Origin of the sequence: Sinorhizobium sp. CB7 (assembly GCF_041357635.1) — a bacterium.
In the GTDB taxonomy this organism is placed as follows: Bacteria; Pseudomonadota; Alphaproteobacteria; order Rhizobiales; family Rhizobiaceae; genus Rhizobium.
Genome location: NZ_JAULLL010000027.1, coordinates 59,684 through 73,190 on the forward strand (window position 1 = coordinate 59,684; position 13,507 = coordinate 73,190).

The following is a 13,507-nucleotide window of genomic DNA, read 5'->3' on the forward strand; positions in this document are numbered from 1 at the left end:
GATCCCGCGTCCGCACCCTGAGCAGCTTCAGATTTTTGCGCGGCTAAATCAGTGATATCCGGTCCCGGCGATGTACTCATGCAGCGCCTGCTCATTGCGCAGCGCTTCGTCAAGCCGGTGCTTGACCACGTCGCCGATACTCACGACGCCAGCCGGGCTGTCGCCATCCATGACCACTACATGGCGCGTGCGCCGCTCGGTCATGATCGCCATCACCAGGGGCAATAAATCGTCTGTCGAACAGGTTGCCACAGTGCGGTTCATAATCTCGCCAACACGCATTGCGGGTGCCGCGGTGCCGTATTCAGCGACCGCATTGCAGCAGTCCCGCTCCGACAGCGCGCCCAGGCATTCCCCGGGATAACGGCCGACGAGTACGAAGCCGATGTTGTAGTCCCGAAAGAGCTGCAGGACTTCCACCATCGTATGATCCGGTGTGACCGAGATGATCTCGGGAGACTTGGTCTTCAATATTTGGCAGACAAGCATTTGCACCCCCTGTATCTGCGCGCCGGCTTGACGGCAGGCGAGCCTACGTTCGTCGGATATTCCGCCACCAATTGTATCCCTGCGGCTCGCTCGTCTCGACCAGAACGTCCTCATCGGTGTTCAGGCGTGCAGCGACCACGCCGCCGCCGGTTGTCGCCTTGCCCGGCTTGCAGAGGAGATCGTCGCGTCCGATCACCAGCTCACGCGAAGAAAAACTCGAGAATTCGTATTGCTGGCCAAGGGCGATCGCATCCGCCGGGCAGGCGTCCTCGCAGAGCCCGCAGAACAGACAGCGGGCCGTGTCGATCTCGAATTTTACCGGGCGACGATTGCCCTTTTCATCCTGGTAGGGGACGACTTCGATGCAGTCGCAGGGACAGATCCGCGCGCAGAGTTCGCAGGCCACGCATTTGATCTCGCCCGCCTCGTCGCGCTTCAGGAAGTGATGCCCGCGGTAGCGCGAGTAAGGCAGCCACTTTTCCTTGTCCGGATACTGCATGGTCACGGACCTGGAGAACATGTAGCCGAAGGTCAGAGCCAGACCTCTCGCGAGATCGGCGAAGAATGCCCAGCCGATCCATGTTCCAATTCTGTCCTGTGCGTGCGACATCGCCGCCCCGCTCTGGAGCCGCCGTGGCTCCTCAAGAGAAAGCAATACCTGTGATGATTATGTTCGCCATCGACAACGGAAGCAAGACTTTCCATCCGATCGCCATCAGTTGGTCGTAGCGGTAGCGGGGGAAAGTGAAGCGGAACCAGATAAACAGATAGACGAAGAAAGCGACCTTGAGCGCAAACCAGAGGAGCGGCGGCAAGGGGATGAGCACGCCGTTCCAGCCGCCGAAGAACAGGATCACCACCAGGACCGACACCAGCAGCACGATCGCATATTCGCTGACCATGAAAAACGCGAAGCGGATACCGCTGTATTCGGTATGGAACCCGGCCCCCAGATCGCCTTCGGCTTCCGCCAGATCGAAGGGAATACGTTGCGCTTCGGCAAGTCCGGCGACGAAGAATACGAAGAAGCCGACCGGCTGGTAGATGACGTTCCAGACATCGGATTGCGCCCGCACGATCTCGAGCAGGCTCATGGATTGCGCCAGCATGACGACGCCGATGACCGCGAACCCCATCGGGATTTCGTAGCTGATCATCTGCGCGCAGGTCCTGAGGCTGCCGAGGACCGCATATTTGCTGTTTGCGGCCCAGCCGCCAAAGATGACGCCATAGACCTCGATCCCGATCACCGCGAAGACGAAGAGGAGCGCCACGTTCATGTTGGAAACGTATAGCGTGATCTCGTGGCCGAGGACCGAGACGGTTTCGCCGAAGGGGATCGCGACGAACACCACAAAGGGCGGGACGAGCGCCAGGATCGGCGCAAGCTTGAACAGGAAACGGTCGGCTTCGGCGGGGATGTGGTCCTCTTTGGTCAAGAGCTTGATCCCATCCGCCAGCGGCTGCAGCAGCCCGTGCCACCCCACGCGCATCGGCCCCATCCGCTGCTGCATGTGCCCGGCGATCTTGCGTTCCAGCCAGGTGAGCGGCAACGGCAACAGCAGCAGGATCGCAATCAGCAATGCGACCTTGATGACGATCAGGCCAAGGGCGACGATAAGTTCCATGATCCGCTGCTACTTGTTCAACGGGTTGAAACGCGCGACCGGATTTCGGCTCCGGCTATACACCGATCATTTTGCGCAACTGTCAGGCTACAAAGTACAACGGCGACGCGACGCATACAATGCCATCACCGTTCCGTCGTCGCCGGCGACGCCCTCGCCCCGCGCAAACAAAAGGTTAGGCTGAAAATTGCAGCAAGCACCCTCTTCTCCCCAGCGGGGAGAAGTGCCGAGCAGCGCGAGGCGATGAGGGGGGCGAGGAGCAAAAGCGACGAGCGTCCGCAGCGCAAGCGAAGGACCGTGCCGTGCGGCGAAACCCCTCATCCGACCCTTCGGGCCACCTTCTCCCCGCTGGGGGAGAAGGGGAGATCGCCGCCACATCTAACTCGCAGTTTCCAGCTTGTCCTGTGTCTTCGTTTCGAAATCGCTGGCATCGTGACGTTCGCGCAGCTGGTTCGAGGGCTCCCCGCTGGTGCGGTTCACCATGCGTCCACGCCGCACGGCCGGCCGGTTGTAAATCGTCTCGGCCCAGCGCTGGACGTTCTTGTAGTCCTGTACCTGGAGGAATTCGCCCGCGCCGTACTGCCATCCCTTAACCAGGCCGCCGTACCAGGGCCAGACCGCGATGTCGGCGACGGTATATTCGTCACCCGCCAGATATTCGCTTTCCGCAAGACGCCGGTCGAGCACGTCGAGCTGACGCTTCGTCTCCATCGCGAAGCGATTGATGGCATATTCGATCTTTGTCGGGGCATAGGCATAGAAATGCCCAAAGCCGCCTCCCAGATAGGGGGCGCTGCCGACCTGCCAGAACAGCCACGACAGACATTCGGCGCGTTCGCTCAATTCCACAGGCAGGAAAGCGCCGAACTTCTCGGCGAGATAGGTCAGGATCGCGCCGGATTCGAAGATGCGGATCGGTTTCGGACCGCTGCGATCCATTAGGGCTGGTATCTTCGAATTGGGATTGACCTCGACGAAGCCGCTTCCGAACTGCTCGCCTTCGCCGATCCGGATCAGCCAAGCATCGTATTCCGCGCCCTTGTGGCCCAGAGCCAGCAGTTCCTCCAGCATGATGGTGACTTTCACGCCGTTCGGCGTTCCGAGCGAATAGAGCTGAAGCGGATGGCGGCCGATCGGCAGTTCCTTCTCGTGCGTCGGACCGGCGATCGGGCGGTTGATATTGGCAAACTCGCCACCGTTCTCCTTATCCCAGATCCAGATCTTCGGGGGTGTGTAATCAATCGTATCAGCCATTCTCACGATCCTCTTGTCTGACAAAGTACGAGCATTGGCGTCGATGCCCATTGTCATGCACGTAGCAAAGGAATTTCGTTTTGTAAGAGGGAAGGATCTATTTCACGCAACATTGAGATGCCTGGCGGATTTGACGGGAGAGCGCAGGGCCTTCTCGCCAAAACAGAAACTATTTGAAATTTGCCTGAAGGGCCGACAACCTCGCCTTCCTCGCATTGCGGACACGCGGATTAGGCGTAAGATGATTGTTTGCTAATATTCGGTCGGTTTTGCGCTTCGCGCTGAAGAGAACCCGCGAAGCTCGACATAGCCGCCGATTAAGATGTCTTGGGAGGAACGTGTCATGCAAAGGCGTGGACAGGTTTCTGCTTTCTTTCTTTCTCTTCTGCTATCGACAGGTCTCGTTCCGGCCGCTGCTCAAATGAGCAAGAAGCCAACAAGCGGCAAGGATTTTGAAGCTGAAGTAACGGAGCAGGCGAAGCGTTATCTGGAAGAAGGACGCGAGACTTTCCGCTTCGACACTTTCGGTAGCGAGGATTTTTGGGGCGGCAAGCTTAGGCTTCATGAGGCAATAGCAGGCGAAAAGGCGGGCGGCGTCGGAGCGGGTCTCAGCCCGCAAAAGGCTCTTGAGCTTGGATTGAAAGTCGATGTGAACGCGATCCCCAAAGAGGTGGCCGAGGCACTCAACAAAGGCGAGGTTGATCTCAAGGATCCGGCCAGCACCCTCGTGCTGCTCAAGTCGAATGCCGTCATCGGCGTGACCGGCTTCTTTGGCGAAGATGGCAAGACATTGCGGTCTGTGGGCATCCAGTGCTCACTATGCCATTCGACAGTCGACGACGCCTATGCGCCCGGAATCGGGCACCGCCTCGACGGTTGGCCCAACCGTGACCTCGATATCGGCGCGATCGTCGCCTTGGCGCCCGATCTGAGTGCCTTTACCGACATGCTGCAGCTTAGCGAAGAAGAGGTGAAAAAGGCGCTCGGGGCTTGGGGTCCCGGGAAATTCGATGCCGAGCTCAATCTCGACGGCAAGGCCTTCCGACCGGACGGCAAAACCGCCGCCACGCTCAATCCTCCAGCATTCGGACTGGCGGGCGTAAACAACCATACATGGACCGGCGCGTGGGGAACCGTAAGTTACTGGAACGCTTACGTCGGCAATCTCGAAATGCACGGAAAAGGGGTGTTCTACGATCCGCGTCTGGACAACGCCGAAAAGTATCCGGTCGCCGCCAGGACGAAGCAGGGGCACAAGCAGGACCAGGAGGACCGGATCAGCGCCAAGCTTCCTGCCCTTCACTTCTACCAGCTTGCCCTGCCCACTCCAAAGCCGCCGCAAGGCGCCTTCGACAGTGCCGCCGCGGAAAATGGAAAGGTTCTCTTCAACGACAAGGCTAAATGCGCCACTTGCCACGTTCCGCCGATCTTTACCGAGCCTGGATGGAACTTGCACAAGGCGGAGGAGATCGGGATCGATGACTTCCAGGCGATGCGGTCTCCGGATGAACGATACCGAACGGCGCCTCTGCGTGCCCTGTGGGATCTGGAGAAGGTCCACAAAGGCGGGTTTTACCACGATGGGCGGTTCGCTAGCCTCCGGGACGTCGTAGACCATTACGACCGCCACCTCGATCTCAAGCTCAGCGATCAGGAAAAAAGTGAACTGATCGAATTTCTCAAGTCGATCTGACGCAGGTCAGAAGCGCTGCACCCCTTATGACCTGCGGCAACGGGTAAAATCGAGAGATGATCTCCCCTCCCTTTGAAAGCCCCTTCCGCAAGAACGAAAGGGGTTGTCTGGAGGCTACTCAGTTCGATGCGAGCGTCATGGAGGCGCCGCCGGCGGCGATGTTGAGACCGAGCTGGCCGGTGACGCTGAGGGCCTGGAGGTGGATCGATCCCGCCGTACCGCCGACCAGGATATTGGCGCCGACACCGGCGCCGAGTGTGGCTTCGGCGGTGGCGCCGTTATAGAGGCCGCTCAGCGAGCCGCGATGATAGCCGGCCGTCGGGGCGAATACGGCCCAGACGAGGCGGCTGCGGGTCGTGAAGCCGAGGTCGACGCCGAGCTTGCGGATCTGGCCGGTATAGTGATCGAGCGGCTCGCTGCCCATCGCCGAATGGAAGGTGCAGTCGACTTCCTTGGCCGAGCCAAGAATATAGCCGGTGCCGCCGCCGATATCGCAGGTGAGATAGCCGATCTTCACGCCGTCGCGCACATCCGGTTCCGGCGCCGGATAGCTCCGGACCAGGTCGGCCGCACCGGCAGTACCGGCCAGCGCCAGGGAGGCTGCAGCAAGCGTGATCGCAAAACTCTTCTTCATCATTTTCTCCTTTTTAAAAATCGTGACCCGTGCAGGCACGCGGTCGTTCGGCCAATAAATTCGGCAACAGTTAACGCATGTTATCGAAAAACGATCCCATCGGCGCAAGCGAACAACGCGTGTCAAAGCGTCTCATGGGTGTCTCTTGGGAGGGGCGACTCATGGGGTGCCAGCGACAGGCGCTGTCACAGTTCAACCGACAAAAAGACATTTCGAAGGCATAAGCTTGCCGAAAATCGATGCCGATTTTCGGAGTTCTTTTCGGGCGCTCCAAGACTGCCAAAGCCCGCCGCCTGAAAGGAGATTTTACGCCCGAGTGCGATGGCGAGCGAACAACGACGATAAGAGCTGGCGATCTCGACGCAGCGGCTTACACTGCTATCCGATAAGCTATTTTTTGGAGGAGTTATCGATGACCGGTGCCGAACTGCTTGTATCCGCATTGGAAAACGAGGGCGTGCAACAGATCTTCGGGGTTCCCGGAGAAGAGAACCTCGATTTCGTCGAGGCGCTGCGGCGCTCCTCCATCGAACTGGTGGTCACGCGGCATGAACAGGCCGCCGCCTTCATGGCGGCGACGCATGGACGGCTGACCGGCAAGGCCGGCGTCTGCCTGTCGACGCTGGGGCCTGGCGCGCTTAACCTCGCGACCGGCGCCGCTTATGGGCTCCTCGGTGCGATGCCGATGATCATGATTACCGGGCAGAAGGGCATTCTGAGCCGCAAGCAGGCGCGCTTCCAGATGGTCGATACGGTCTCGGCGATGCGGCCGCTCACCAAGATGACGCTTCAGATCGTTGGCCCGGCCACGATCCCCACGATCGTGCGCGAGGCCTTTCGCGTGGCCCAGCAGGAGCGCCCCGGGCCGGTCCATCTGGAATTGCCGGAAGACATCGCAGGCGAGGCCGTGGGTACGATTCCGCTGGTCGCGCCTCATCCTATCGATCCGCCGGTTGCGCCCGAAGAAGCGCTTAATCGCGCCGCCGGGCTCATCCTGAAGGCGGAGCGGCCGCTGATAGTGTTGGGTGCGGCGGCGAGCCGCCCGCGCCTGGCGGAGGCGCTCTCGGATTTCGTGCGGCGCCTGCAGATCCCGTTCTTCAACACCCAGATGGGCAAGGGAGCGGTTGCCGGCGGGTCCGGGCTTTACATGGGCACCGCGGCGCTTTCGGAGCGCGACTACGTGCACCGGGCGATCGACCGCGCCGATCTCATCATTTCGATCGGCCACGATACCGTGGAGAAGCCGCCCTTCCTCATGGGGCCGAAGGGACCGACCGTGCTGCATGTGGGCTATCTGCCGGCGACGGTCGAGGAGGTTTTCTTCCCGCATGCGGAGCTGGTGGGAGATGTCGGGCCGAGTCTCAAGCTTCTGGCCGACCGTCTCGAGGGGAAGCTTCCCAAAGCCGGCGCGCTTCTTGGGCTGCGGGAGGAGACCCTTGCCCGGATTGCCGACCGGGCGGAGGAGAGCCGATATCCGCTGACGCCACAGCGTATCGTGCACGACGTGCGTCACGTGATGCCCGAGGACGGTATCGTCTGCCTCGATAATGGAATGTACAAAATCTGGTTTGCCCGCAACTACCGCACCCATGTCGCCAATACGCTCCTGCTCGACAATGCACTTGCGACCATGGGAGCCGGGCTGCCTTCAGCGATGATGGCGGCCATCCTCCATCCGACGCGACGCGTCCTGGCGGTGTGTGGCGATGGCGGGTTCATGATGAACTCGCAGGAGCTGGAAACGGCGGTACGCCTCGGCCTCAATCTGGTGGTGCTGATCCTGCAGGATAACGCCTACGGGATGATCCGATGGAAGCAGGCGGTCGACGGCTATGCTGATTTCGGCCTGACCTTCGGCAATCCCGACTTCGTTGCCTATGCCGGAGCCTACGGTGTTAAGGGCAGCCGGGTGGAGGACGCAGAGGGCCTGGTGCCGGCGCTCGAAGCCGCCTTTACCGGCGGTGGCGTCCATCTCGTTACCGTGCCGGTGGATTATTCCGAAAACGTACGGGTTCTGGTCGAGGAGCTGCGCGGCAACAGCGCGTGACAGAGCCGGAGGGGCAGCAAGCATATGGGAGGATCGCCATGGAAAGCAGGGAACGCCAAGCGGAGGCGGATATACGCGCGCTGATCGAGCGTTGGGCCGATGCCGTCCGGCGCCAGGATATAGAGACCATCATCGCCGACCACGCGGCGGACATGCTGATGTTCGATGTTCCGCCTCCAAACGAACTTGAGGGTATCAAGGCCTATCGGGAAAGCTGGGCGCCGTTCTTCGAGCACTTCAGTCAGGGCGGCGAATATGCGATCGAGCGGCTCGATGTCACCGCGGGCGATCGCGTCGCTTTCGCAACCGCATTGCTCAAATGCGGTACGATGGAAGAATTGGACATGGATCCGATAACACGGCTTCGCCTAACCGTTGGACTGCGGAAGGAAGGTGCGCGCTGGATTATCGCGCACGAGCATCATTCGTTTCCCTGGCCGGCGTGAGGGGCCGTGGATGTCCGTGGATACGGTGGAAGGCAGCCCGGTTTGGACGCCGAGATTGCCCCTCACCCTAGCCCTCTCCCCGCACGCGGGGCGAGGGGACAGATCGAGCAAGCGGCGATCTCCCCTTCTCCCCGGCGGGGAGAAGGTAGCCCGAAGGGTCGGATGAGGGGGTTTCGCCGCACGGCACTGTCCTTCGCTTGCGCTTCGGACGCTCGTCGCTTTGCTCCTCGCCCCCCTCATCGCCTCGCTCTGCTCGGCACTTCTCCCCGCTGGGGAGAAGAGGGTGATCGTCGGCGCCCTTGGTCGTCCAAAAACACGCCGACCACTGACGACGGTCAATGCAGTCCGGCGCATCCTGTGCTTATAATTACGAACCGGTGAAACATGTTCTCGGGGAGGCAGTCATGATCAAAGTCGTGTTGGTACGGCTTGACGGGAGCGCCGGGGATGAATTCCGGCTGGAGGCAACCGAAAGTCTGGCCACATTGTTTGGAGCGCATGTGATCGGCCTTTTCCTGAACGTGCTGCCGGCACCGTCGCTGGTCGAGCCGAGCTTGAGCCTCGAACTCTGGACGGGCCTGATGGAACAAGCCCGCGAAGAGGGGCGGAAGCGGGAAGCAATCCTTCGGCAACGGCTGAGCGGGCTGGGGCCGTCAACCGAAATGCGCCGCTACGACGTCTATGAACATGAACGTGCCTTGGTCACGGCCCGCGAATGCCGGATTGCCGATGTGTTCGTCGGTTTGAGATTGAGCGACGTCGATAAGACGGTCGAGTTGCACGATGTCATCGAGGAGGTCCTGTTCCAATCGGGCAGGCACTTGTTCCTCGCGGCCGATCAGAGGACCTTCGATGCGGGTTTCGAACATGCGATGATCGCGTGGAACGGCAGCCGGGAAGCCGCGCGTGCGGTTACGGAGGCACTGCCCTACCTCGAGAAATCCCTTAGGGTCACGGTCCTTTTCATCGAGCGCGGCGGCGCGCCTCCATCCCGGATGAAAGATGGCTATGAGCTTGTCACCTATCTTGGCCGCCACGGGATCAACGCGATGTTGCGTATCGTCGATGAGCGCGGTTCCGATTTCTGTGCGACACTGATCGCCGAAACCGTCGAAGGGGCAGTCGATCTGCTGGTCATGGGCGGCTATGGCCACGCGCGGCTTCGCGAATGGCTGCTTGGAGGCATAACCTACAGGCTCCTGCGCAAATCATCCGTATCTCTGGTGATTGCACACTGACGACCGGTCGATCTGAATACCGGATGCTTTAACGCGACGAAAATCAACCAAAGCGGGCAAAATGGCCGATAGCAGCAGGCAAATGCTGTCGCGCTTGGCCGATCCGGTGTAACATGTGCCCATGAATGATGCCCAGCCTCTTTTTGCGGCGTTGCGCCAGTCGGCGCAGCCGGACATCGTCGATGCCATTGAACGGCTTGTGCGCGACGCGCCCGATCGCAAGCTCAGCCGCATCAATACGCTCGCCTTTGCTGCTAGGCGAGGGTTCGACGAGGAGCAGGTGATCAACACCTTCCTGCGCGCCTCGAATCTCGGCCTTTTCGACATGTCGTGGAACGTGCTTTGCCCCGGCTGCGGCGGGGTGCTCGACGCCAATACGTCGCTCAAGACCGTGCAGAGCGAGCAATATACGTGCGCGCTTTGTGCCGCCGGCTACGAACCAACGCTCGATGAGATGGTCGAGGTGACCTTCACAGTCAGCCCGCGCGTCCGGCGCATCGAGGCCCACAGCCCGCATGAGCTGCCGCCGCATGAATACTTCCGCCAGATCTACTGGGGCTCGGGCATCGACCTGCCGGACGAAGACTTCGAGGAGAAGGCCGACGAATTCATCCTGGAGTCGCTCGAGTTACCGCCGGGCGAAAAGGCGGTCATCTCGCTGCAACTGCCGGCGGAATATGTCATGATCTTCGAGCCGGTAACGCATGCGGCGCAATTCATCGACGTGAAGGGCGAGCCGACACGGGAGCGGCAGAGTGTGTCGCTGCTGTTCGACCGCCGCTACTGGCACAGCGAACCAATCGATCTTCGGCCCGGCCCACTGCGTATCCTGGTGGAGAACCATACGGATGTGCGCACATTGCCGTCGGTCTGCGTGGCCAACGAAGCGCTTCACACGATGCTTGGCCGGCGTCGCCCGTTCCTGACTGCCAAACGCCTGCTCTCCAACCAGACCTTCCGCGACATCTTCCGCACCGACACGATCGATGTGGACCAGCGGCTGAAGATCACCAGCCTCACCTTCCTCTTCACCGATCTGCGCGGGTCGACCGCGCTTTACGAGCGGGTCGGCGACCTTGCTGCTTTCGATCTGGTCAAGACGCATTTCAGCATCCTGAACGAGATTGTCGGTGCCGAGGCCGGCGCCGTCGTCAAGACGATCGGCGACGCCGTGATGGCGACCTTCCCGACGCCCGACCGGGCGGTGGTCGCGGCGGTGCGGATGCGCGAGGCGATGCTGAAGCTCAACCAGGAACGCGGCAGCGAGGACCTGCTTCTGAAAATCGGCATCCACGAGGGTCCGTGCATCGCGGTCAGCATGAACGAGCGGCAGGACTATTTTGGCCAGACCGTCAACATCGCCTCGCGCGTGCAGCATCTCGCAACCGCGCATGAGATATTCGCTACCGGTTCCGTGCTCGGCGATCCCCGTGCGGCGGACCTGCTGACGGAGCGCGGCCTGAAGCCGATGTCGCACAAGGTCACCCTTCGGGGAATTTCGGACGAGATCCGCGTTTTTGCTATTCCGTGAACGGCCACGATCTTTGAGGTTATGCCAAGATCGCCTGCCTGTAATACCTGCATGCCTCCACACATCCTCGAAATAAGAATCTCTAATCCTAAAGTAGAGGATCCATTGCTTACATGCTCGCGCAAAACTGATTACGCCTATCTAGTGTAAAATAAGAACAATTCTGATTATTTTCTTAAATTGTAAGTTGATCTACCATGAATAACGAAAACTCTATGAATATGGTGCAATAAAAACAAGGAGGAAGACCCATGTCATCAGGTACAGAGCAGCAATCGCCACGCAGCCGCGCGCGGCGTCACTTTCTCGGAGTGGCCGGCGCCACGGGTGCCAAAGTTGTGGCGACAATGGCCGCGATGACGATGGTTTCCTCCTTGCCCGCCCATGCGCTCGGAAGAAGATGGCGGAGGAGAGACCGCGACGACGACCATGGCAATGGCGATAGCGATGCCAAGTGCTTTCTGCGCGGCACCGCAATCATGACACCTGATGGCGAGGTGCGCATCGAGGACCTTCGCGTCGGCGATCTCGTCGAGACCGTGCGCGGCAAAGCCGTGCCGGTCAAATGGATAGGTCGTCAATGTTACCGGAAGAGCGGTCCGTCCTGGCAGGACAGCGTAATGCCCATCCGCATTGCACGCCATGCGTTGGCTCAGCGCACGCCGCACCGGGATCTCTATCTCTCGCCCAACCACGCCCTTTACATCGACGGCGTCCTGATCCGCGTGAAGGAGCTTGTCAACGGAATCTCGATCGCACCGGTGTTTCCAGCGGATCGGAAGGTGATCGAGTATTTCAACATCGTGCTCGACAGCCATGAGGTGATCCTGGCCGAAGGGGCTCCTGCCGAGACTTTCCTTCTTAGAGCCGGCAATCACGAGAGCTTCTCGAACTTCGCCGAATTCGAGCGTCTCTATCCAGTCGACCACCGCTCGCCGATGATGCCTTTCGCTCCGATCGTAGGCTATGAAGGCGGTCGCGAGCACCTGACGGCGCTGCTCCTCATGGGCGCGCCACGTTTCATGCGGCTGCGCGATCCGATCCAGGATGCCTATGACAAAATTGCCACCCGCGCGAGGGCGCTTGCCCGCTGAGGCGGGATGAAGTGATGCAATGCAGCAACGGATGCGATCGGACAGCAATCGGGAGCTTGGCGACTCGAAAGTCTTAGGTTACTCATTACTAAAGTGCCGATCGCAAAGGGGATTCTATCACCATGCGGCTGCGTGGCGGTTGGATTGCTGTGACGGGCACAGGATGAGGGAGGAGGGGGCTTCCACGGCAAGCGACGGCCGTTGAATCACCGGAAGGCTTGGCAGCGGTTCTTGCCGTTTCCAATATTTTAGCGATGAGATGGCTGTGGGGGGCACATCTCTTCTGCCTCATTCCTGTGCTCGTTACAGGAGTCCAGCCGTAAGGTACTCACGCGCCGTCGGAGACATGATGACGAAGTTCTTTCCGCTGCGCGCATTCGCCTGCAGCGGGAGATCGGTGATGACCGGCATCATTTCCGGCTGCTATGTTCTTTTTGAAGCCCGGCCATGAAATTCGTATCGGTTGAGATTCTGTGCAGAACATTGGCCTGTGCGCTCTTCAGGGACCTGCTCATCGCCGACCTAAGGGCGGATTTCAAAAAGGCCTTGAAAAAATTCGCGATCTTTGGATGACTTGCCCTGGGCAGCGCAGAAACCAGGATCGCCGATGGAAAGCCCTCCGCAGACCGATGACAGCCATGCAGGGCAGGCGGTCTATTCGCCGCTGACGCTCAGGATATACGATCTCCTGGTGCTTGGGATTTCCAACAGTTTCATCTGGAAATGCCCCACGCGGCACATCCTGGCCCTCTATAACCGGCATCTGTCGTCCGATCACCTGGATATCGGCGTCGGCACGGGGTGGTTTCTCGATCATGCGCACTTTCCCGCACCAGGCCCGCGGGTGGCGCTCCTCGACCTGAACGCCCATTCGCTTGCCGCTTCGTCGGCACGGATCGCCCGTTACCGCCCGGAGCAATACCAGGCGGATATTCTGAAGCCGCTACCGTTTACGACCGCGCCGTTCCGCTCGATTTCCATGACATACCTGCTGCACTGCCTTGCCGGACCATGGGCGCGCAAGGCATTTGCCTTCGACAATGCGATGCGGCTGATGCATCCGGACGGCGTCGTCTTCGGCGCCACGCTGCTGTCGCACGGCGTCGCAAGGTCGACGGCCGCTAAAAAGCTGATGTCCATTTATAACGGCAAGGGGATATTCGGAAACGAAGCCGACGATCTTGACGGGCTGCGGAGAGAGCTTGAACGGCGGTTCGAACAGGTCTCCATCGACATTGAAGGATGCGCCGCCCTGTTCAGTGCGCGAGGGCCTCGGTAAGGGGCATCGCAGGCTGCGGATCAGCGTATTTGCCGTGTGGCAACCCCTTATCCGACCCTTCGGGCCTTTGCGGCTGGCACCGAGCAAGTGGCAGTGGAAACAGATCAATGTCCCCAGTAAGGGACGACGGAGGCTGCGACTCCCCCTTCGCCCCGCCTGCGGGGAGAAGGTGGC

General features: G+C 60.2%; 12 protein-coding genes. 7 read left to right on the forward strand and 5 right to left on the reverse strand.

The features are described 5' to 3' along the window. Nucleotides 1-48: 48 nt before the first annotated feature. The 4 genes from AAE029_RS33070 to yghU all read right to left on the reverse strand — a co-directional run bounded on the left by AAE029_RS33070 (nt 49) and on the right by yghU (nt 3,371). A complete protein-coding gene (locus AAE029_RS33070) occupies nt 49-489 on the reverse strand; it encodes a CBS domain-containing protein (RefSeq protein ID WP_371077165.1) in 441 nt (146 codons plus the stop codon). Between the two features lie 43 nt (nt 490-532). Then, on the reverse strand, nt 533-1,099 hold the full coding sequence (locus AAE029_RS33075) for an NADH-quinone oxidoreductase subunit I (protein ID WP_371077166.1): 567 nt from the start codon (nt 1,097-1,099) through the stop codon (nt 533-535). Nucleotides 1,100-1,130: 31 nt separating this feature from the next. Continuing rightward, nucleotides 1,131-2,117 (reverse strand): NADH-quinone oxidoreductase subunit NuoH, encoded by a 987-nt coding sequence (gene nuoH / locus AAE029_RS33080; protein ID WP_371077167.1) that lies wholly within the window; start codon nt 2,115-2,117, stop codon nt 1,131-1,133. A 378-nt stretch (nt 2,118-2,495) separates the two neighbouring features. Beyond that, the gene (gene yghU / locus AAE029_RS33085) at nt 2,496-3,371 is read right to left on the reverse strand and encodes a glutathione-dependent disulfide-bond oxidoreductase (RefSeq protein ID WP_371077168.1); all 876 of its coding nucleotides are present in this window, start codon (nt 3,369-3,371) and stop codon (nt 2,496-2,498) included. A 343-nt stretch (nt 3,372-3,714) separates the two neighbouring features. Here yghU and AAE029_RS33090 point away from each other — a divergent pair, with 343 nt between their 5' ends. Then, nucleotides 3,715-5,064, forward strand: coding sequence for a hypothetical protein (locus tag AAE029_RS33090; protein WP_371077169.1), 1,350 nt, complete (start codon nt 3,715-3,717; stop codon nt 5,062-5,064). Nucleotides 5,065-5,182: 118 nt separating this feature from the next. Here the strand turns inward: AAE029_RS33090 and AAE029_RS33095 are convergent, their stop codons facing one another. Beyond that, nucleotides 5,183-5,698: a DUF992 domain-containing protein gene (locus AAE029_RS33095; protein WP_371077180.1), complete on the reverse strand. Its 516-nt coding sequence runs from the start codon at nt 5,696-5,698 to the stop codon at nt 5,183-5,185. A gap of 412 nt (nt 5,699-6,110) precedes the next feature. Here AAE029_RS33095 and AAE029_RS33100 point away from each other — a divergent pair, with 412 nt between their 5' ends. The 6 genes from AAE029_RS33100 to AAE029_RS33125 all read left to right on the forward strand — a co-directional run bounded on the left by AAE029_RS33100 (nt 6,111) and on the right by AAE029_RS33125 (nt 13,333). Continuing rightward, nucleotides 6,111-7,745, forward strand: a complete 1,635-nt coding sequence (locus AAE029_RS33100) for an acetolactate synthase large subunit (RefSeq protein ID WP_371077170.1) — start codon at nt 6,111-6,113, stop codon at nt 7,743-7,745. Between the two features lie 38 nt (nt 7,746-7,783). Beyond that, the gene (locus AAE029_RS33105) at nt 7,784-8,191 is read left to right on the forward strand and encodes a nuclear transport factor 2 family protein (protein ID WP_371077171.1); all 408 of its coding nucleotides are present in this window, start codon (nt 7,784-7,786) and stop codon (nt 8,189-8,191) included. 404 nt (nt 8,192-8,595) lie between these two features. Continuing rightward, nucleotides 8,596-9,429, forward strand: a complete 834-nt coding sequence (locus tag AAE029_RS33110) for a universal stress protein (protein ID WP_371077172.1) — start codon at nt 8,596-8,598, stop codon at nt 9,427-9,429. Nucleotides 9,430-9,550: 121 nt separating this feature from the next. Next, complete coding sequence (locus AAE029_RS33115; RefSeq protein WP_371077173.1) at nt 9,551-10,960, forward strand: adenylate/guanylate cyclase domain-containing protein; 1,410 nt, start codon at nt 9,551-9,553, stop codon at nt 10,958-10,960. Between the two features lie 251 nt (nt 10,961-11,211). Beyond that, nucleotides 11,212-12,054, forward strand: coding sequence for a Hint domain-containing protein (locus tag AAE029_RS33120; RefSeq protein ID WP_371077174.1), 843 nt, complete (start codon nt 11,212-11,214; stop codon nt 12,052-12,054). Nucleotides 12,055-12,661: 607 nt separating this feature from the next. Beyond that, nucleotides 12,662-13,333, forward strand: coding sequence for a methyltransferase (locus tag AAE029_RS33125; protein ID WP_371077175.1), 672 nt, complete (start codon nt 12,662-12,664; stop codon nt 13,331-13,333). Nucleotides 13,334-13,507: the final 174 nt, after the last annotated feature.

Bases quoted from the DNA above. Each gene is read 5' to 3' on its own strand.
- AAE029_RS33125 (WP_371077175.1), top strand. From the start codon at position 12,662: ATGGAAAGCCCTCCGCAGACCGATGACAGCCATGCAGGGCAGGCGGTC.
- AAE029_RS33075 (WP_371077166.1), bottom strand. From the start codon at position 1,099: ATGTCGCACGCACAGGACAGAATTGGAACATGGATCGGCTGGGCATTC.
- yghU (WP_371077168.1), bottom strand. From the start codon at position 3,371: ATGGCTGATACGATTGATTACACACCCCCGAAGATCTGGATCTGGGAT.
- AAE029_RS33120 (WP_371077174.1), top strand. From the start codon at position 11,212: ATGTCATCAGGTACAGAGCAGCAATCGCCACGCAGCCGCGCGCGGCGT.
- AAE029_RS33110 (WP_371077172.1), top strand. From the start codon at position 8,596: ATGATCAAAGTCGTGTTGGTACGGCTTGACGGGAGCGCCGGGGATGAA.
- AAE029_RS33095 (WP_371077180.1), bottom strand. From the start codon at position 5,698: ATGAAGAAGAGTTTTGCGATCACGCTTGCTGCAGCCTCCCTGGCGCTG.
- AAE029_RS33105 (WP_371077171.1), top strand. From the start codon at position 7,784: ATGGAAAGCAGGGAACGCCAAGCGGAGGCGGATATACGCGCGCTGATC.
- AAE029_RS33070 (WP_371077165.1), bottom strand. From the start codon at position 489: ATGCTTGTCTGCCAAATATTGAAGACCAAGTCTCCCGAGATCATCTCG.
- AAE029_RS33100 (WP_371077170.1), top strand. From the start codon at position 6,111: ATGACCGGTGCCGAACTGCTTGTATCCGCATTGGAAAACGAGGGCGTG.
- nuoH (WP_371077167.1), bottom strand. From the start codon at position 2,117: ATGGAACTTATCGTCGCCCTTGGCCTGATCGTCATCAAGGTCGCATTG.
- AAE029_RS33115 (WP_371077173.1), top strand. From the start codon at position 9,551: ATGAATGATGCCCAGCCTCTTTTTGCGGCGTTGCGCCAGTCGGCGCAG.
- AAE029_RS33090 (WP_371077169.1), top strand. From the start codon at position 3,715: ATGCAAAGGCGTGGACAGGTTTCTGCTTTCTTTCTTTCTCTTCTGCTA.